This is a genomic window from Halomonas aestuarii (genome assembly GCF_001886615.1).
GTDB lineage: Bacteria > Pseudomonadota > Gammaproteobacteria > Pseudomonadales > Halomonadaceae > Halomonas > Halomonas aestuarii.
In genome coordinates this window covers 224,018-241,057 of record NZ_CP018139.1, presented here as the reverse complement: position 1 = coordinate 241,057, position 17,040 = coordinate 224,018, and the positions used below count along the sequence as shown (strand labels likewise).

General features: G+C 63.3%; 19 protein-coding genes. 8 read left to right on the top strand and 11 right to left on the bottom strand.

The genetic code is table 11. The features are described from left to right. Positions 1-166 precede the first annotated feature (166 nt). Together BOX17_RS01115 and yejK are read right to left on the bottom strand one after the other, a co-directional pair. Entirely contained in the window at positions 167-751 is a 585-nt protein-coding gene (locus BOX17_RS01115; RefSeq protein WP_071941661.1) for an NAD(P)H-dependent oxidoreductase, read from the bottom strand. 66 nt (positions 752-817) lie between these two features. After that, the gene (gene yejK / locus BOX17_RS01110; RefSeq protein WP_071941660.1) at positions 818-1,825 is read right to left on the bottom strand and encodes a nucleoid-associated protein YejK; all 1,008 of its coding nucleotides are present in this window, start codon (positions 1,823-1,825) and stop codon (positions 818-820) included. A 218-nt stretch (positions 1,826-2,043) separates the two neighbouring features. Here yejK and BOX17_RS01105 point away from each other — a divergent pair, with 218 nt between their 5' ends. After that, positions 2,044-2,952, top strand: coding sequence for a carbamate kinase (locus tag BOX17_RS01105; RefSeq protein WP_071941659.1), 909 nt, complete (start codon positions 2,044-2,046; stop codon positions 2,950-2,952). On the opposite strand, the gene BOX17_RS01100 is transcribed toward BOX17_RS01105, so the two are convergent. The 4 genes from BOX17_RS01100 to BOX17_RS01085 form a co-directional block, all read right to left on the bottom strand. Continuing rightward, on the bottom strand, positions 2,953-3,723 hold the full coding sequence (locus BOX17_RS01100) for an ABC transporter permease (RefSeq protein WP_425268701.1): 771 nt from the start codon (positions 3,721-3,723) through the stop codon (positions 2,953-2,955). A gap of 2 nt (positions 3,724-3,725) precedes the next feature. After that, a complete protein-coding gene (locus BOX17_RS01095) occupies positions 3,726-4,664 on the bottom strand; it encodes an ABC transporter ATP-binding protein (protein WP_071941658.1) in 939 nt (312 codons plus the stop codon). Then, positions 4,657-4,863, bottom strand: a complete 207-nt coding sequence (locus BOX17_RS01090; RefSeq protein WP_071941657.1) for a DUF6494 family protein — start codon at positions 4,861-4,863, stop codon at positions 4,657-4,659. Before BOX17_RS01090 ends, BOX17_RS01095 begins: the two co-directional genes overlap by 8 nt. A gap of 125 nt (positions 4,864-4,988) precedes the next feature. Beyond that, positions 4,989-5,267, bottom strand: coding sequence for a peptidylprolyl isomerase (locus BOX17_RS01085; protein WP_071941656.1), 279 nt, complete (start codon positions 5,265-5,267; stop codon positions 4,989-4,991). Positions 5,268-5,632: 365 nt separating this feature from the next. Here BOX17_RS01085 and BOX17_RS01080 point away from each other — a divergent pair, with 365 nt between their 5' ends. The 6 genes from BOX17_RS01080 to BOX17_RS01055 all read left to right on the top strand — a co-directional run bounded on the left by BOX17_RS01080 (position 5,633) and on the right by BOX17_RS01055 (position 11,364). Continuing rightward, positions 5,633-5,974: a YbjQ family protein gene (locus BOX17_RS01080; RefSeq protein WP_071941655.1), complete on the top strand. Its 342-nt coding sequence runs from the start codon at positions 5,633-5,635 to the stop codon at positions 5,972-5,974. Positions 5,975-6,506: 532 nt separating this feature from the next. Continuing rightward, positions 6,507-6,836 carry a DHCW motif cupin fold protein gene (locus BOX17_RS01075; RefSeq protein ID WP_071941654.1) on the top strand — a complete coding sequence of 110 codons (330 nt, stop codon included), beginning with the start codon at positions 6,507-6,509 and terminating at the stop codon, positions 6,834-6,836. A 202-nt stretch (positions 6,837-7,038) separates the two neighbouring features. Continuing rightward, on the top strand, positions 7,039-8,592 hold the full coding sequence (locus BOX17_RS01070; protein ID WP_071941653.1) for a phytoene desaturase family protein: 1,554 nt from the start codon (positions 7,039-7,041) through the stop codon (positions 8,590-8,592). 219 nt (positions 8,593-8,811) lie between these two features. Next, complete coding sequence (locus tag BOX17_RS01065; RefSeq protein ID WP_071941652.1) at positions 8,812-9,432, top strand: GDSL-type esterase/lipase family protein; 621 nt, start codon at positions 8,812-8,814, stop codon at positions 9,430-9,432. A gap of 223 nt (positions 9,433-9,655) precedes the next feature. Next, positions 9,656-10,048, top strand: a complete 393-nt coding sequence (locus BOX17_RS01060; protein WP_071941651.1) for a hypothetical protein — start codon at positions 9,656-9,658, stop codon at positions 10,046-10,048. Next, entirely contained in the window at positions 10,045-11,364 is a 1,320-nt protein-coding gene (locus BOX17_RS01055) for a carboxypeptidase-like regulatory domain-containing protein (RefSeq protein WP_125925493.1), read from the top strand. Before BOX17_RS01060 ends, BOX17_RS01055 begins: the two co-directional genes overlap by 4 nt. 73 nt (positions 11,365-11,437) lie before the next feature. Here BOX17_RS01055 and BOX17_RS01050 read toward each other — a convergent pair whose 3' ends face one another. From BOX17_RS01050 to BOX17_RS01030, 5 genes are all read right to left on the bottom strand, one after another. Further along, on the bottom strand, positions 11,438-12,259 hold the full coding sequence (locus BOX17_RS01050) for a PEP/pyruvate-binding domain-containing protein (RefSeq protein WP_071941649.1): 822 nt from the start codon (positions 12,257-12,259) through the stop codon (positions 11,438-11,440). Further along, positions 12,256-13,902: a PEP-utilizing enzyme gene (locus BOX17_RS01045; RefSeq protein ID WP_164508620.1), complete on the bottom strand. Its 1,647-nt coding sequence runs from the start codon at positions 13,900-13,902 to the stop codon at positions 12,256-12,258. The genes BOX17_RS01050 and BOX17_RS01045 overlap by 4 nt, the downstream gene beginning before the upstream one ends. Positions 13,903-14,078: 176 nt before the next feature. Beyond that, entirely contained in the window at positions 14,079-15,470 is a 1,392-nt protein-coding gene (locus tag BOX17_RS01040) for an MFS transporter (RefSeq protein WP_071941647.1), read from the bottom strand. Between the two features lie 267 nt (positions 15,471-15,737). Next, a complete protein-coding gene (locus BOX17_RS01035) occupies positions 15,738-16,061 on the bottom strand; it encodes a hypothetical protein (RefSeq protein ID WP_071941646.1) in 324 nt (107 codons plus the stop codon). Between the two features lie 68 nt (positions 16,062-16,129). Continuing rightward, on the bottom strand, positions 16,130-16,519 hold the full coding sequence (locus BOX17_RS01030; RefSeq protein ID WP_071941645.1) for a gamma-glutamylcyclotransferase family protein: 390 nt from the start codon (positions 16,517-16,519) through the stop codon (positions 16,130-16,132). A 169-nt stretch (positions 16,520-16,688) separates the two neighbouring features. Here BOX17_RS01030 and BOX17_RS01025 point away from each other — a divergent pair, with 169 nt between their 5' ends. Continuing rightward, a complete protein-coding gene (locus tag BOX17_RS01025; RefSeq protein ID WP_071941644.1) occupies positions 16,689-16,970 on the top strand; it encodes a DUF503 domain-containing protein in 282 nt (93 codons plus the stop codon). The last annotated feature ends 70 nt before the right edge of the window (positions 16,971-17,040 follow it).

Here is a 17,040-nt window from a genome sequence, read left to right as displayed (position 1 = left end):
GTGGTCGAACCGTGGAGGATAATCACACGGTCGCGCTACCTGGCAAGCATGGCGACGAATCCGGATATTCGCCAGCCACTTCGTGAAAGTGTAGTAATCGTCTCAAGTAGCGCGTAAGCGATCGCTTACAGAGGAAGTATGAGACCCCGCTCGCCGGGGAGCGCGGTCATTCCGCCTTGGCGCCCATCTTTTGCAGGCGGGTGAACCACTTGTGGTGGCCGGCCTCGTCGAGGTTCTCCACCGAGCCGACCAGCGTCTCGCGCACCGGCGCGAAGCCGACGAAGCCCAGGATATTGCGTTCCAGCGACCTGACGCTGTGGGCGCGATAGACATGCCGGTAGATCGCCGCAGGCATGCCCATGGTCACCACCACCCTTGCCGAACGGCCCTTCAGTCCCTTGCGACCCAGAGGGTTGCCCTCCACGTACTCGAAGGCGAAGTGGGGACGCATCACCTGCTCGAGGAAGCCCTTCACCAGGGCCGGCATGTCGCCCAGCCACAGCGGGAAGAACAGCACCAGGTGCTCGCACCAGGCAATGGCGTCCCGTGCAGGCTCGAGCGCGGCCGGCATGGGCTCCTCGGTCCAGGCCCGCTGGCTGTTCAGCAGGGGGAACGCCAGGTCGGCGATCGTCACGGTGCGCACCTCGTGCCCTCGTCCCTCGGCCCCCTGGCGATAGTGGTCGGCCAGGGCGTGGAGCAGGTGTGGCACCTCGCGGTCCGGATGGCCCTGGAGGATCAGGATGCGGCTCATGGCGTCTCTCCCGGCGGTGGATCCAGGCTCAGCATACCCGCCCTGCGGCGCTCGCGCACCGGGGGGTCAGTCCTGCCGCTTGAGCTGCTCCCGCAGCTGCCTGGGCACCTGCTTGATGATCAGCCGGTCCTGGTCCTCGTCGTATTCCACGCTGGATCCGAGCAGGTGGGAATCGAAGCTGATCGACACCCCGCCCGAGCGGCCGGTGAAGCGTCGGAACTGGTTGAGGGTCCGCCGGTCCGGCGGGATCTCCGGGGAGAGGCCGTAGTCGGCGTGGCGGATATGGTCGTAGAAGGCCTTCGGCTGCTGCTCGTCGAGCACCTCCGAGAGTTCCTCCAGGGTGATCGGCTCGCCGCGACGGGCCTGGTCGCTGGCGTAGTCGATCAGCGCGTCGGTCTTCTCGCGGCTGGCCTCCTCGGGCAGATCCTCCTGTTCCACATAGTCGCTGAAGGCCTTGAGCAGGGTGCGGGTCTCGCCCGTGGCGTCCACGCCCTCCGCGGCGCCGAGCAGGGCGGCGAAGCCCTCGGCGAGCTTCTTTCCGCCGCGATCCCGGGTCCAGGAGAGGTACTGCTTCGAGGGCGAGTCGCCGCGCCACTGGTGGATGTCGAGGCGCGCGGCCAGGCTCATCTGGGTCAGGTTGAGCTGGCGGACCGGCACGACGGCGAGGCTGTCGTCGACGCCGAACCCGCTGCGGTGATGCAGCAGTGCCAGGCTCAGGTAGCGGGCGTCGCCGACGCGCTGGTCGACCATCAACAGGTCGCCGGAGAGCGTCAGGTGGTCCGCGATCAGGTCGGCGAGGCGCTTTGCCACATCGCGGCTGAAGGTGGCGAAGTCGCGGCCCCCATCGAGGTAGTCGGCGAGTTCGGTGGGAAACGGCGAGCTCACCTCGCCCTCGGGCGTGGCGTCGACGAAGTGGCCCCAGGCCTTGGGCTTGGCGTTGAAGGCGTCATTCACGCCGGCCAGCAGGTCGTCCACTGCCGGCGAGGAGGCGAGCTCCTCGGCGGCGGGCGTCAGCGCCGGCGTCTCGCCGGAGGCCGTGTCGATGCGATGGATGATGCTGTGCAGGATCGGCATGGGAGCTCCGCGGTGGTGGGGCGAGGGTGGGGATGATACCCGCCGGGGGCGCCGCTCGATAGCCGGCCCGTGTCATGGGGCCGTCTCTCCCAACGTCTCCGGGCCTTGCTTCCGGGCTATGCTGATGAAGTGGGGGAGTGCTCGCTGCCGCGCCTGCGCGCCGGGGCAAGACCCGACATGACCGTGCAGCCCGACATCGACGCCGGAGGCGAACCCGCATGCGCATCGTGGTAGCCCTGGGCGGCAGCGCCCTGTTGCGGCGTGGCGAGCCCATGACCATAGACAACCAGCGCCATAACGTGCGGCAGGCCGCGGTGGGCCTGGCCGAGCTGGCGGGGAGGCACCAGGTCGTGGTGACCCACGGCAATGGCCCCCAGGTGGGGCTGCTCGCGCTCCAGGCCATGGCCTACCCGCAGGTGGAGGCCTATCCGCTGGACGTGATGGATGCCCAGACCGAGGGCATGATCGGCTACCTGATCGAGGCGGAGCTGATGAACGAGATGCCGGCCGGGGCCAGCTGCGCCAGCCTGCTGACCCGGGTCGAGGTGGATGCCGATGACCCCGCCTTCCTCTTTCCGACCAAGCCCATCGGGCCCGACTACGACCTCGAGACCACGCGCCGATGGAAGGTCGAGAAGGGCTGGGCCTTCGTCGAGGCGTCGCCCGGGCGATGGCGGCGTGTCGTTGCCTCGCCCCTGCCGCGGCGCATCCTGCCCATCGACATCATCAGCCGGCTGGTCGAGGCGGGGGTGGTGGTGATCTGCGCCGGGGGCGGCGGCATTCCCACCGTGCGGGGCGCCGGCGGGCGCCTGGAAGGGGTCGAGGCGGTGATCGACAAGGACTATGCCGCGGGGCTGCTGGCGGCCCGGCTGGATGCCGATGCCCTGCTGCTGCTGACCGACGTGGAGGCCGTGTTCGACGGCTGGGGCGGGCCCGACCCTCGACCCCTGCATCGGGTGACCCCCGGGGAGCTTTCCGTCATGACGTTCGAGCCGGGCTCCATGGGCCCCAAGGTGGCGGCTGCCTGCGAGTTCGTGACGGCCCGGGGCGGCATCGCCGGCATCGGCGCGCTGCAGGATGCCGGCCGGATCCTCGAGGGCCTGGCCGGCACCTTGATCCGGGCATGATCAGGGCTTGAGCCGATAGCCGCTCTTGAAGATCCACCCCACCACGGCGAGCGCCGCCGCCAGGAACAGCAGGATCATCCCCAGGCTGACCAGCGGGCTCACGTCGCTGATGCCATAGAAGCTCCAGCGGAAGCCGCTCACCAGGTAGACTACCGGGTTGGCCAGGGTCACCAACTGCCAGAAGCGCGGCAGCATGTCGATGGAGTAGAAGGTGCCGCCGAGGAAGGTCAGGGGAGTGATCACCAGCAACGGGACCAGCTGCAGCTTCTCGAAGCCGTCGGCCCAGATGCCGATGATGAAGCCGAGCAGGCTGAAGGTCACCGCCGTGAGCACCAGGAATACTCCCATCATCAGCGGATGATCGATGGAGTAGGGCACGAACAGCCGCGCCGTGACCAGCACGATGGCGCCGAGGATCAGCGATTTGGTCGCCGCCGCCCCCACATAGCCCACCATCACCTCGACGTAGGACATCGGCGCCGAGAGGATCTCGTAGATCGAGCCCGAGAAGCGCGGAAAGAAGATGCCGAAGGAGGCGTTGGAGACGCTCTGGGTCAGCAGCATCAGCATGATCAGGCCCGGCACGATGAAGGCGCCGTAGCTCACCCCGTTCACCTCGCTGATCCGCGTGCCGATGGCTGCACCGAACACCACGAAGTAGAGCGAGGTGGAGATCACCGGCGAGACGATGCTCTGCAGCATGGTGCGCAGGCTGCGGGCCATCTCGGCGAGATAGAGGGTCTTGACGGACTGCAGGTTCAAGCTCTTCATGTTCAGCGACGCTCCTGGACCAGGCTGACGAAGATGTCCTCCAGCGAACTCTGGCGGGTATTCAGATCCTTGACCTTCAACCCCACCGCCTCCACGTCGGCCAGCAGTCCGGAGATGGTCGAGCCGCCTTCCTGGCTGGCCGCATCATAGCTGTAGACCAGCGCCTGGCCCTCGTTGGCGAGTGCCAGGCCGTGGCCCGAGAGGGATTCCGGCACCGCCTCCAGGGGCTGCTGCAGGTGCAGGGTCAGCTCCTTGCTGCCGAGCTTGCGCATCAGGGCATGGGTGTTCTCCACCAGCACGATCTCCCCGCGGCGGATCACCCCGATGCGGTCGGCCATCTCCTCGGCCTCCTCGATGTAGTGGGTGGTGAGGATGATGGTCACCCCCTGGTCGCGCAGGCCGCGGACCACCTCCCACATCTCGCGGCGCAGCTCCACGTCCACCCCGGCGGTGGGCTCGTCCAGGAACAGCACCTGGGGCTCGTGGGACAGCGCCTTGGCGATCAGCACTCGGCGCTTCATGCCGCCGGAGAGTTCCAGCAGCCGGCTGTTGCGTTTGTCCCACAGGGTCAGAGAGCGCAGCACCTTCTCGATGTGCCCCGGATCCTTGGGCTTGCCGAACAGCCCGCGGCTGAAGCTGACCGTGTCCCACACCGTGGTGAAGGCCTCGTTGGTCAGCTCCTGGGGCACCAGGCCGATCAGCGCCCGGGCGGCGCGGTAATCGCTGACGTTGTCGTGGCCATCCACCAGCACCCGGCCCTGGCTGGCGTTGACCAGCCCGCAGATCACGCTGATCAGGGTCGTCTTGCCCGCGCCATTGGGGCCGAGCAGGGCGAAGATCTCGCCCCGCTGGATCTCGAGGTCGACATCGACCAGCGCCTGGAAGCCGTCGGCAAAGGTCTTCGACAGCCCCTCGACACGGATGATCGGCGCGTCACTCAAGGGTGATGTCTCCCGTGAACTCGAGGTCCAGTGCCAGGCCCGCCACCTCGACCTTCACGCGTGCCGGGAGCGTCTCGTCGCCCTGCAGGCGACCATCGGCCAGTGCCTGCTGCACGGCCTTCTCGATCTCCTGCTGGGTGTTCACGCCGACGTTCTTCAGCAGCTTGCGGACGCTGTGGTTGAAGGTCTCGTCGTTCATCGGGGGCTCCTCCGGGGTCGTTGTCGATGGCGGTTTCCTGCCGTCATCCTCCACGTCATACAGGTATTGTACAAGAAAAAGCCGCCCATGAGGTCCATGCGCGGCTCCTGACGGCGGGGATGTCCTCAGCTGCGGCTGGTGACCTCCAGCAGGTGGTAGCCGAACTGGGTCTTCACCGGGCCCTGGACCGTGCCCACCTCGGCGGAGAACACCACCTTGTCGAATTCCGGCACCATCTGCCCCGGGCCGAAGGTGCCGAGCTCGCCGCCCTGGCGACCGGACGGGCAGGTGGAGTGCTCGCGAGCGACCTCGGCGAAGTCGCGACCGCCCTCGATCTCGGCCTTGAGTTCGTTACATTTCGCTTCGCTGTCCACCAGGATATGACGTGCGCTTGCCTGAGCCATGTTGCTCTCCTCGACGATCGGCGGGGATGCCGGTTGATGATGCGGCGAGCATATCACGCCCCCCCTCATGGGTGTCCCGTGTGAGCACGCAAGGGCCCATCTCTCCATCGCCTTCTTCCCATCGACGTTCTCCCCGGCACCCGGCGACCCTTCCGGGGGGGCCGTCAGCCCGGCCTTGCGAACTGGTCCCTGGTTACCTTTGGTGACATGCTGACGGTCAGGCGCCACACCGGCCGCAGGGCGGCGGCCTGGACCCGGCCGTCGGGACAGGACCGTTGCCAGTACGCAGAGCAGTGCAGCAGTGAACCGTCATCCTGAAGCACTACCCATGACCTGAAGTACCACCCATGAACGGAGAGAGTGCCATGTCCGACCGAGTCATCCTGACCACCTCGTCCCACCTCGAGGGTTACCGCGTGACCGAGCATATCGATATCGTCTCGGCCGAGTGCGTGTTTGGCATGAACATCCTCAAGGACATGTTCGCCGGCTTTCGCGACTTCTTCGGCGGGCGCAACAAGTCGTCCCAGGATGCCCTGCGCGACGCCAGGGTGGCCTGCCTGGATGAGCTGCGTCGGGAGGCGAGTGACATGGGGGCCAATGCCGTCATCGGCATCGACCTCGACTACAGCGAGATCTCCGGCGGCGGCAAGTCGATGCTGTTCCTGGTCGCGACCGGCACGGCGGTGAAGGTCGCCAAGGCCTGAATCCCCACTTCTGGCACCCAGCAGGTCTTCGTGGGAGCGCTGCTGGCAGCGCAATGCTCTCCTCCATCGGCGATCGGCGATCGGCGCCCCGGGGCACCGCGGCGTAGCATTATTCCCACGATTTCTCATCGCAAGGATCCGCGCCCCCCATGTTCGAGCAGACCTTCAAGAACATCGACGATGTGCTGTGGAAAGAGGCCGGCTGCGCCACCGCCGGACTACACTGAACAGACCTCCTCGCGACGCCCCTCGACCTAGGCAAGGCGATGGTGGTTGGCTGGTTTGCCGAGCATATGGTGGGGATCGATACCAAGCGGACTTCACGACAAATGCCGCATGCTCGTTCAGCCGTGTTATGCAGCATGCACGATTATGGGTATTATCCTGCTGGATTATGCTTAATGTTTGGGTATTTCAGTAGGTTATGTGGAAGGCTGATGCGCAGCATAATATTGTTCAACGCGCATGCGCGTTCAAGTGAAATATCGAGCACGCAGTCTAATACCTGTTATGTGCTTAAGGAGTAGCAGTCTTGAACATCACGGATTTGCCTTTTGGGGTTACTGATTGGTCTGAAGTTGAGAAGACCGAGCACTCCGGGGAACAGGGTGTGGCTTACTGGAAAACCCGAAAATTCGGCGATATCCGAGTGCGAATGGTTGAGTACAGCCCAGGCTATTTGGCCGATCATTGGTGTGCCAAGGGACACATACTTCTCTGTCTAGAAGGCGAGCTTCATACTGAACTGGAAGACGGTCGGCGTTTCGTACTCAGTCGCGGTATGAGCTATCAGGTCGCAGATAATGCAGAGCTTCACCGTTCATCGACTGAGCGAGGCGCCAAGCTATTCGTTGTCGACTAAACACACATGACCAGGCCATGCACCGGATGCTAAAACCTCCGCTTCGCTGCGGCTTTGACACCGGTGACGGAGAGCGTTATGTGGCTAGGTGGCATGTGCGCGCTTTGGGTTCGGAGATGAAGTGAAAATGTCTTTTTTTGGCCCAAAGCGATCGGTTCCAGGTATTTTTGATATATATCAAGAATAAGAGGAGCGCAGCCGAATGACAGCCAAACAGTCAGCAAACGAGTTCGACGTCATTGTTATCGGGTCCGGCATGGGTGGAATGACGACGGCCGCTGCGCTTTCCCGGCTAGATCACAAAGTCCTGCTGCTTGAGCAAGCGCAGGCATTTGGTGGGCTTACACATTCCTTCTCACGAAACGGCTTCACCTGGGATGTCGGCCTTCATTATTGCGGTACATTCGGCCATGACCAACCTGCGGGCCGGATCTTGGACTGGCTCAGCGGCGGAACAATCGAGTTTCGCTCGGTTGGTACCGTCTATGACACGCTTCACTTCCCGGATGGCTTCGAGATATCCGTTGGGCGCCCGGCTGAAGCCTACAAGATGGAGCTTAAAGACCATTTTCCCGATAATGTTGCCGAAATAGATGCCTACTTCCAGGCATTGCTGTCGGCGGAGGAAGCCGGGCACATGGTGGGTGCCGAGCGAGCGATACCTGAGCCGTTCCGTTCCGCTCATCACTGGTGGAATAAAAGGAAGATCCAGCGCTGGTGCAGTCGCACGACCGCCGAGGTGATTGCAGAGCTCATCAGCAACCCGAAGCTTGCCTCCGTGTTGTCGGCGCAGTGGGGCACCTATGGCGGCAATCCGAAAGAAGCGAGCTTTGCCTTTCATGCCACCGTCATGGGCCACTACCTTGAAGGCGCCGGCTATCCCGTGGGCGGCGCTGCTGCCATCGCGAAGGGTCTTGTTCCGGTGATCGAAGCAGCGGGAGGCAGTGCCCGAACCGGAATGTCGGTTAGTGAAATATTGCTTGAAGATGACAAAGCCGTGGGTGTGCGCACCAAATCCGGTGAAGAATTCAACGCGCCGTTCATCGTATCCGCGATCGGTGCCGGTGAAACCGTGAAGCACCTGCTACCGGAGAAAATTCGTGAGCAGGACTGGGCTCGTGAGATAGCTACATTCAAGCCGTCGATCTGCCACTTCGATCTTTTTCTTGGCTTCGAGGGAGACATCGCCAAACACGGAGCGACGCGTTCAAACCACTGGTTTTACGACAGCTGGGACACCAATGACGCCATCTTTGCAGCGCCGGGCAACGAGCCAATTCCGATGATGTTCGTCTCGTTTGGATCCCTCAAGGATGCCACGCACGAACCCGGCCCCTCGAACAGGCACACTGGCGATATGCTGGTGTGGGCCGATTGGTCGTCAGTAGCCGAATTTGCAAATGGAGGTGCTGAGCAGCGTCCCGAAGAGTGGGCAGTATTTAAGCAGAGTATCGAATCCAGGATGTTGGCGTGCTTCGAAGAGAAATTCCCAGATTTGGCGCCACTTGTCGTCTACCGTGAGCTTGGCACTCCACTCGCAACCGCCTCATTCACCGGTCACGAGAAGGGGGGGTTCTATGGCGTCGAAACAAGCCCGCGCCGGTTGTTATCGGATGCACTCAATGCCCGCACGCCTGTTCCCGGTTTGTTCCTGTCAGGGCAGGACGTTATGAGCCCTGGAATCGCTGGGGCGCTTACGGGTGGCATGTTAGGCGCTGCGGCGATCGATCCGCGTGTCTTCCAGAAACTGAGATAGAAGGCATGTTAATCCCATCTTGCCGCTCGGCACGAGATCCCGCCTAAGTACTCAGAGACAGCATCTATCTCGGGCGGGCGGCTGTGTTTCCAACCGATCCGGTGGAGCTAATGACGATCGGTAAGTTATGAACAAAGCAGTAATGCCACATAACAAGCCGCGGCTGTCGGACAAATTTTCCGCAGAGCGCGGCGTTGGGCGTAACCAAGAGTGAGTATAATGTATCGTTTAAATAAAAATATTAAGATCCTCTCAGTTCTTGTTTTCACAATTTTATTTAACGGTTGTAACGAACCAAAACTTGACCCTATCGCAAAGGGTGGGACGATTCTGGCCTTCGGCGATAGCCTGACTGACGGGGTTGGTACGACAAGATCAAGAAGTTATCCTGCAGTGCTCGCCGATCTCACGGGGTTGAACGTGATCAATGCCGGTGTTTCCGGTGAAAAAACCGATAGAGGTCTGGAACGATTGCCAGTTGAGCTTGAGCGTTCTTCCCCGGATTTGGTGATTCTGATTGAAGGCGGTAATGATATTCTTCGAAATATAAGTCATTCTGTAATCAAGCAGAATCTGAGGGTGATGATCGAGATGTCGCAAAGTCGAGGTATCCCGGTAGTGCTGATCGGTGTTCCTAAGAAGAGCTTGTTTTCCAGTTCTGCGCCATTTTATGAGGAGCTCGCCGAGGATTTCGATTTGGTGTATGACGGATCTCTGATTGTTGATTTGCTCCGTGATCCATCCCTGAAATCTGACCAGATTCACTTTAATGAAGCGGGATATCAAGAGATGGCGGAGTCAATTAATGACTTGCTGGAGAATAGCGGGGCTCTTCCATGAAAGGCGATTGAAAGATTAACATTTCCGGGTTTGGGTAAACCGCCACCATTTCCGCGCTACGCTTAAAAAGCCGCTATTTTACCAAAGACGTTGTTGAAGAATGATGATGTTTACAAAATATAGTACAGCAAATGGCAGGGTAATCTTGAGCCATGGTTCTCCATGGTCTTGATGGCAGCGCCATGTTGCTATGCTGCATGCATTCTTGAGACGCGAGGGAGTGATGTTCCATCTGTCGCTGTTTGCTGTGCTGGCGCTGGCGGTGCCCCTGGTTCACGCCGATGATGAGGGCGTGGTCTTCACCATGGGCGCCGAGCGCTTCGTGTTGACCCCGGTCTGTGCCCAACGGGTAGGCCATGCCCTCGCCGAGAATGACCTGATGCACCTGCGTTTCGATATGCCCGAAACACCCCAATGTTTTGGGGCCTTCCAAGGCCTGCTCTCTTCCCACCTGGGCGAAAGGTTGGCCGTCACCTTCCGCGGCGAGACGCTGCTGGAGGCGGACCTTCACACGCGACTGGGCCCGAGGAACATCGTGCTGGTATCGAGACATCGGCGCATCGCCTTCGACGCCGCCCGGTTCCTCGGCGGGTGGCCGAGGCCTGACGCGCCATGAGCGGCCGTTCCCGAGCGTTTCGCCGCCTTGCCGTGGCCCTTGCCATGGGCCTGGCCGCCTTCCTGATGCTGACATGGCTGGCGCCGTGGTGGCTGTCGCCGGCACCGGTATCGGGCCAGCTTGTCGAGTATGGCAGCGATGCGCCGGTGGCTGGTGCCACTGTGACATTGCGCCGCTATGGCTGGGGGCGAAGCGACCATGATGGCCAGTTGATCTGGGATAAAAGTTATGTGGCCACGTCGACCACCGACGACGAGGGCCGCTTTCGGGTGCCCTTGCCGGGGCCGGTGTGGCTGGTGGGCACGGGCGGTGGCCGGCTCAAGGCCGAGGCGGTGGGCTATCAGACCCTGGACATGGGCCATGCGGCACCGGGGGCAGACCTGTTCCTGCAAACGGTGGCCATCCGTGATGCGCATCTGCCCGGCGGCACCGCCTATCTGGGCTGGGACGAGGCGGGCGAGCCCTTCGGCTGGTCGTTCATTGACCATGGCCCGAATCATGACCTCGCGCGAGTCGATCTCTACCCCCTCGAATTACGGCGTGAGCCCTTCGAGGTCACCCTGGTGGTCGCCGAAGGGGGAGGGCTTCACTTCGTGCCGGCCGAGGCCCAGGGCATCGCCACCCCCAGCCGGGGCTACCTGCTTCGCTACCTGGATGCCTCGCCCGCGCCACTCTCGGCGGCGAGGCTGACGCTTGACGACACTCCCGGCACGCTCTTCCTGCGTACCCCCCAGGGGCGCTACGCCAAGCTGGCCTGGGAGCCGCGAGAGGTGCTGTCGATGTCCGGCAGCGTGCCGGGCCTCGATGTCAGCAGTGAACGGCTGCTCTCGTTGCGCTTCGTCTATCGTCCCGGCCCTGGCAACACGCTGCCGTATCAGCCGCCGCTGTTTCCGGTTGAGCCCGTCCGCGCCGCGCTGCTGGCGACCCTGCCCGGGGAGGGCGCGCCCTATGCGGGGCCACGTGCCTACCGGCTGGTGGTGACCGATGCGGAGGGCAGGGTACTGGAGCGGCAGCGCTTCGAGCTGACACCGGGCGTTGCGCTGGATCTGGCGAGCTGTGCCGACGACACTCCGCTGACATGGCGCTTCGATTCGCTGCGGCTGGAGTACGACGAGGAGGGCCTGCCACGCCTGCAGATGACGGTGGATGGCGAGCGTTTCGTTTACCACTCGGCGCCGATACTGGTCGGCCGGCGCGATGATACCGTCGTCGAGGTGATGGCCTTCGATACCGACTACCGGCGCCATGATCTCGAGGTTCGCCTGCGCGTGCTGGCCGCTGGCGCTGGCCCCACCGGCTGTCTGCCTTCGTCCTGAGTGAGGGTGACGTGGCGACGGAGAATCTTGCCCCGTCCATTCTTTGTGCTTGCCGCTCCGCCTGGATGGCGGTTCAGGCCGTCGAGTATTTCGTCACCGGGCGTAATTGCAGCAGGTAAGGAATCTCGCGCTCGAACGCCCATTCGATGTCATGTGGTCCAGTACCGAACACGCTCTCGCACCGCGACACAAGAACGTGCAGCGCAGCCAGTTTTTCCGCATCCAGGCAGGGATGCTCGACAAGATGCTCCGCGACAGCCTCCTTGCGGGTCAGGCCTCCGGGCATACGCTGAATACGGATGTCCTTGAAGCCTGCGCGGCATTCAATGAGGCACCCGGCACGATCCATGCGATAGCTATCGGGGATGACAAGACCCTGCACAACCGCTTCACCCAGCCCCCACACGGCCTCGACGACAAGCTCGTCTTGTCCGGTCACGGGGTTGCAGGTGAACAGCACGCCGGCCACCTCCGCGGCGACAAGTCGCTGAATGACCACGCCCATGCGTATGTCCGTGTCCACCCCGATACGGTCGCGATACGCCCGGGCAGACTCCGTCCATGCCGATTTCCGGACGACCAGAACCGCGTCCGACACAGCCTCGAAACCCATGACGTTGAGAACGGTAGCATGCTGTCCGGCGAAACTCGCACCACCCGAGTCCTCGCCGATGGCTGAGGATCTGACGGCCACCGGACCGGGCATCTGCGCACATATTCCAGCAAGTTCCTCCCGTGCGCCGGGGTCACCCGATGCGATCGCATCGACGAACGCGGTATCGAGCGCGCAACCTTCGGGCACAGGCAGCCCGGCGCGGATCGCCGCACCGAGTTGCGTGGCCTTTCCGCCGTAGGCCTGCTCATTGCGGGCCGACGACAATGGAATCGGTGTCATGGGGCGTCGATCCGGACTTCGCCTGTCGTTCCGTCCACCGTCACAGGCGTTCCGTCCGCGATCTGAGCGGTGGCGTTGCGGGTTCCCACGACGGAGGGGATGCCATATTCGCGTCCCACGATGGCGGCATGGGACAGCAGGCCGCCGGCATTCGTGACGATGGCCCCCAGCAGGGGAAGGACGATGTTGAAGGAGTCTGTGGTCGCCGCCGTGATCAGCACATCCCCCTGTTCGAGGCGACTGAGGTCTTCAATACTGTCGATGACACGCGCGATTCCGCTGTAGGTGCCGGGGCTGGCCCCGATTCCCTTGACGACGGCACTGTCGCGATTGTCTTGAGGCCCCGCCCCGAGGGATTGAATGGCCGTCCCCAGGGCGGTCATCACACGTATCACCTGTGGTGGCAGGCCGTCCATGGGGGGTGGCGGAGAGGCGGGATCGCCAAGTTCCGCAGGCGCATTCTCGGCACGCTGCTCCTTGCGATACCTGGCGCGTTCCGCGAGTTCCACCGCGCCAGGGCCACCCGTTCGGCTGAGAAGGGCCTGGATTTCCTCATAGCTTGCCTCGACGAGATGTGCCGCCGCTTCGATCCGGCTCTCCGCGGCAAGCCTCGCGCCGGCGGCAAGCAGTGCGCGGCGCATGACACCCCCCGCCCAGACGTCGCTGTAGAAGCCACGCTCGTCACGAAGCCGCGACATCAGACGCACCTCGTCGAGCAACTCATCGAACTGGGCGCGGTGTTCGGAGGGAATCTTCTCTCGCAGCCTGGACACGTCCGCTTCGGTCACGGCCACGTCCTGATGCTCATGCTGCTCGACGGCCATCCTGATCCGGGCGATGAGCGCGTCGGGCACCTCGATGGCCCTGGGCTCGCCGGTATCAAGGCTGTTGAGCAGTCGGTCGCCGACCACGCCAAGATAGTCTCTCGTCGCTTCACCCAGCGAATTCAGCTCATTACAGAGCAGTTCGAGGATATCTGCACTCGCCTGCCCGGATTCCAGGAGTTCGCGTGCATCCGGGTTGTTTCGTATTTCCTCGGCCAGTCGATCCATCTCCGGAAAGGATCCGGCGGATTCCGGAGCAGATCCACGCGTCAGTGCGAGAAACTCGCCCATCGGCAGGCTTGTCCATGCGCCGACATGGGCCATGAAATCACCCACCGGAAGAATCGCCGCCAGATTGAAGCTGTGATGTTGATGAATCATGCGTTGCAGGTTGTCGCGGCAACGCTCGACATAGGTCATCAGTTCGTCGTCGGACAATGTGGCGGGATCTACGGCCAGCAACGCCTGATGCGCCTTGACGGACGCGGGTTTCACGTCGCGGTCCCAGCGCGCGAGGTCCTCCCTCCAGATCTTGTTACGGAACACATCCTCGGCGGCCCTGAAACGCGCCGGAATTTCCGCCTCGGCCGCGGGTACGGGGGACGAATAGGCGAAACCGTTCACGAAGCGAAAGTCCAGGGTATCGATCAGCAACCCATAGCGGCGCGCGCAGTCCAGAAACCCGCTGGTTATGCCTGGTGGATGGATCTCGGCCTGAAAATGCGACACCGGGCGCGGGAAATGCGCCGCGTCAATGGACCACGATCCCGGTCCGGGTGCTTCAAACGCGGCCGGGGCGGAGGAAGTTGGACTGTTCATGTTGTGATGTCCTGCCATGAATGCAGATCGAGGGGAGTGTCGGGCACTAGATTGATGCTAGCAGACTTCACATCACCGACATGGCTGCTTTATCTGCTCTCTCGAAGGGTCAGGTCAGCCACGCATGTCGGTCACTGCCAGAGGCGCCGGCGTAAGGTAGCCGAAGGGTAGCGATGTCAGGGGGATTCCGCTGCCGCATTCCCCGCGCCCAGCAGTCTCTGGCTCATGAGGGCGGACAGCACGATGGCGATGGTAAACAGCCAGATCATGACCTCATGGCGCGTTACGCTGACGATCGTGTCGGCTCCCAGGACCGCGCCGAGCACCAGAATGCTAAGGATTCCGCCGAGGTAGCGCATCGTGGAACTGACCCCGGCGGCCATTCCCGCCTGTCCCGATTCCACTGCGCTCATCAAGGATGCCTGTGCAGGTGCGTTGCACAGGCCAAGGCCCAGCCCGAAGATCAGCAGGGCCAGCATCGCGTCCTTCGGGGACTCGAACGACCCCAGGTGCCAGAGCTGTACCATGCCCGTCAGCAGCAGCGCACACCCCAAGAGCGCCGCACTCCGTGCGCTGATCCGGTCGGTCAGGTGTCCACCTGCCGGTGCGGCAACCACCATGCCGATCATCATGACGAAAAGCATGTAGCCGATGTCGCGTGGCTCGGCCCCGCGGAACACGGAAAAGAATTGCGGCAACTGGTACAGCAATCCGTACATCGCAAAGTTCTGCAAGGCGATCATCATCGTTCCCGCGGCAAAGGCCGGCCGAGAAAACAGATGCGGATCGAAGACGGGGGCCGCGGCCTTTGCCTCCCAGGTGACAAAGGCCACCCCGGCGACGGCCCCCGCCAGAACCATGGCGAAAAAACCCGGGCCATCGAGCTTGCTCGCCACGATCAGGAACGCCAGTGACAGCGCCAGCAGGCCGATGCCAAAACCATCCAGCGACTGGGCCAGTTCCCTCAGGGAACGCCGTGCCTGGGGGTGGCCTGCAGGCAAGGGATACAGGTGCAGCAGGAGGGCCGAGAGAGCCAGGAATGGCAAATTGGCAATGAAAACAGCGCGCCAGCCAAACAGGCTCACGATCTCACCCCCCAGGGCGGGCCCACCTGCTGCGGCAATGCCCATGGTCGCCCCAAACAGGCCAAAGATACGGCCACGCCGCTGCCTGGGCACATGCAGGCGCATCAGGGCGAGTGTGGCGGGAACCACCAGTGCACCGGCTGCCGCCATGGCGCAGCGCGACACGAACAACAGGCCGACATCCTGTGCCAGGAGCCCTGAGCCCGCGCCGATGACGTAAAGACCCATCCCCGTCCACAGGATGCGCGAATGCCCGACGAGATCGCTTATCTTTCCCGCAGGTCCCTGGCAGACCACATTGACCACCAGATAACTGGTGACCAGCAGACCCGTGATCAGGACGAGATCCGCACCGATCCCGATGCCGATTGACGGGAGTGCCACGGCAATCAGCGTCGAACCCAGCGGCGCCTGCGCTGACGCGATCAGCAAGGCCGCAGTGCTCGCAGCAGACATCCGGGTGGCAACGTCGGTGGCGTTCAAGGTGGCGTCCCGTCATTGTCGCGATGCGTATGGCGCATGCTTTCCGGTCAACGGCGTCGTTCTGTCGCGCCCGGACAATCAGGTGTACGCCGACATGCCGATGGGTATTGGCCACCGGCACGCGGCAGACGGAAGCCCGACGGTGGATACGATCAGAATACTGCATCCCTGCACGACCGTCCGGAATGTCGGGACCGCTTCACTTGGACGATAGCTGTCGATGGCCGTTGCACCGAGGCCGAGCAGGGGCCGCCTGCCGGCCCGGGTTCAGCCACCCGTCCCGATGCTGAGCCGGAAGGCCTGCAGGCTGTCGAGCTCGAGGCGATACTCCTCGGAGAAGGCCGGATGGCCGATCACGCGGATGTCGAGGCTCGCCTCGGCGCCGCCGTAGGTGACCTCGGCGGTGACGTGGGTATCGGTGACCAGCGGCGCCATGGGGTCGAAATCGACCCGCTTCACCTCCACCGCGGTGAGGCCGAGGCCGTCGAGGTGGTCCTTCACGGCGCGCTTGATGCTGACGTCGTAGTAGAAGTAGACCCCGCCAAAGGCCAGACCGGCCAGCAGGGTGAGATAGAGAATGAAGCGGACCATGACCGTCTCCTTGGTGATATCCCGAACGGGCTTCCTCGATGAGCGCGTGTTATATCACAGGCGCGGCCCTAGCGGGGCAGCCAGGCCCCCTCGCGGATCACCGGGAAACCGGCCACTCGCCGGTTGTAGAGGTAGAGCCAGGCGGGGCCGAAGCGGGTCGCATGGATGAGGCGGTCGTAGTCGCCCTCCCGCGGCGTGCGGACCCGGTAGTCCTCCAGCCGGTCGAGGCCGGCCAGCAGGCGGGCATCCACCTGGAACACCTCCACCTCGATGCCCAGCGAAGGCTCGGGCCTGGCGGCGGGATAGGGCCCCAGGTCATAGAGCGTGGCGCTGGTCAGGCAGTCCTCGCCCAGGAAGGCGGCGTCCTCCAGCCAGTGGTGGTTGCGCAGGCCACGCTTCAAGGTGCCGTAGACGGCGACCAGCGGCGTGCGGCGCACGGCGAGGGGGGGAGTGTGCATGGGCCCTTGCCTCCTCGGGGAATTGGTCGAGTGTCGGCCATGAGCTTACCTTGCGCGGGCGGCGCGATGCCATGCCATCACCCCCGGCTGCGAGGGCGTCCCGGGCTTGCAGCCTTCGCCGCCAGGCGCCGATAGTGGGCGTGATCGATATCGCCGACAGGAGACGGGCATGCACATCGCCATCCTCACCATGACGATCTCCCTGCCGGGCTGCCGTTCGCTCAAGGAGAAGCGACAGCGCATGGGCGGCCTTCACGAGCGCTTCGGACGCCATCCGTCGATTGCCGTCTGCGAGAGCGGCGACCTTGACCGCCACGATGCCAGCGAGTGGACCTTCGTGGTGGTGGGCGCCAGCTCGCGAGCCGTGGAATCCCTGTGCAGCGAGATCGAGGACAAACTGCAGCGCACGGTGGACGGCCGGGTGCTGGAGGCCACCCGCGAGTTCCTGTGAGCCTGACCGCCTGAGCCTTAAGGGGAATTGCCAGCGGCCCGGGGAGCTGCGCTAGCCTTGGGTCAGGTCC

What these genes read in the sequence shown, in the direction of transcription:
- BOX17_RS01115 (WP_071941661.1), bottom strand. Translation starts at nt 751, where the DNA reads ATGAGCCGCATCCTGATCCTCCAGGGCCATCCGGACCGCGAGGTGCCA.
- yejK (WP_071941660.1), bottom strand. Translation starts at nt 1,825, where the DNA reads ATGCCGATCCTGCACAGCATCATCCATCGCATCGACACGGCCTCCGGC.
- BOX17_RS01105 (WP_071941659.1), top strand. Translation starts at nt 2,044, where the DNA reads ATGCGCATCGTGGTAGCCCTGGGCGGCAGCGCCCTGTTGCGGCGTGGC.
- BOX17_RS01100 (WP_425268701.1), bottom strand. Translation starts at nt 3,723, where the DNA reads ATGAAGAGCTTGAACCTGCAGTCCGTCAAGACCCTCTATCTCGCCGAG.
- BOX17_RS01090 (WP_071941657.1), bottom strand. Translation starts at nt 4,863, where the DNA reads ATGAACGACGAGACCTTCAACCACAGCGTCCGCAAGCTGCTGAAGAAC.
- BOX17_RS01085 (WP_071941656.1), bottom strand. Translation starts at nt 5,267, where the DNA reads ATGGCTCAGGCAAGCGCACGTCATATCCTGGTGGACAGCGAAGCGAAA.
- BOX17_RS01080 (WP_071941655.1), top strand. Translation starts at nt 5,633, where the DNA reads ATGTCCGACCGAGTCATCCTGACCACCTCGTCCCACCTCGAGGGTTAC.
- BOX17_RS01070 (WP_071941653.1), top strand. Translation starts at nt 7,039, where the DNA reads ATGACAGCCAAACAGTCAGCAAACGAGTTCGACGTCATTGTTATCGGG.
- BOX17_RS01065 (WP_071941652.1), top strand. Translation starts at nt 8,812, where the DNA reads ATGTATCGTTTAAATAAAAATATTAAGATCCTCTCAGTTCTTGTTTTC.
- BOX17_RS01060 (WP_071941651.1), top strand. Translation starts at nt 9,656, where the DNA reads ATGTTCCATCTGTCGCTGTTTGCTGTGCTGGCGCTGGCGGTGCCCCTG.
- BOX17_RS01055 (WP_125925493.1), top strand. Translation starts at nt 10,045, where the DNA reads ATGAGCGGCCGTTCCCGAGCGTTTCGCCGCCTTGCCGTGGCCCTTGCC.
- BOX17_RS01050 (WP_071941649.1), bottom strand. Translation starts at nt 12,259, where the DNA reads ATGACACCGATTCCATTGTCGTCGGCCCGCAATGAGCAGGCCTACGGC.
- BOX17_RS01045 (WP_164508620.1), bottom strand. Translation starts at nt 13,902, where the DNA reads ATGAACAGTCCAACTTCCTCCGCCCCGGCCGCGTTTGAAGCACCCGGA.
- BOX17_RS01035 (WP_071941646.1), bottom strand. Translation starts at nt 16,061, where the DNA reads ATGGTCCGCTTCATTCTCTATCTCACCCTGCTGGCCGGTCTGGCCTTT.
- BOX17_RS01030 (WP_071941645.1), bottom strand. Translation starts at nt 16,519, where the DNA reads ATGCACACTCCCCCCCTCGCCGTGCGCCGCACGCCGCTGGTCGCCGTC.
- BOX17_RS01025 (WP_071941644.1), top strand. Translation starts at nt 16,689, where the DNA reads ATGCACATCGCCATCCTCACCATGACGATCTCCCTGCCGGGCTGCCGT.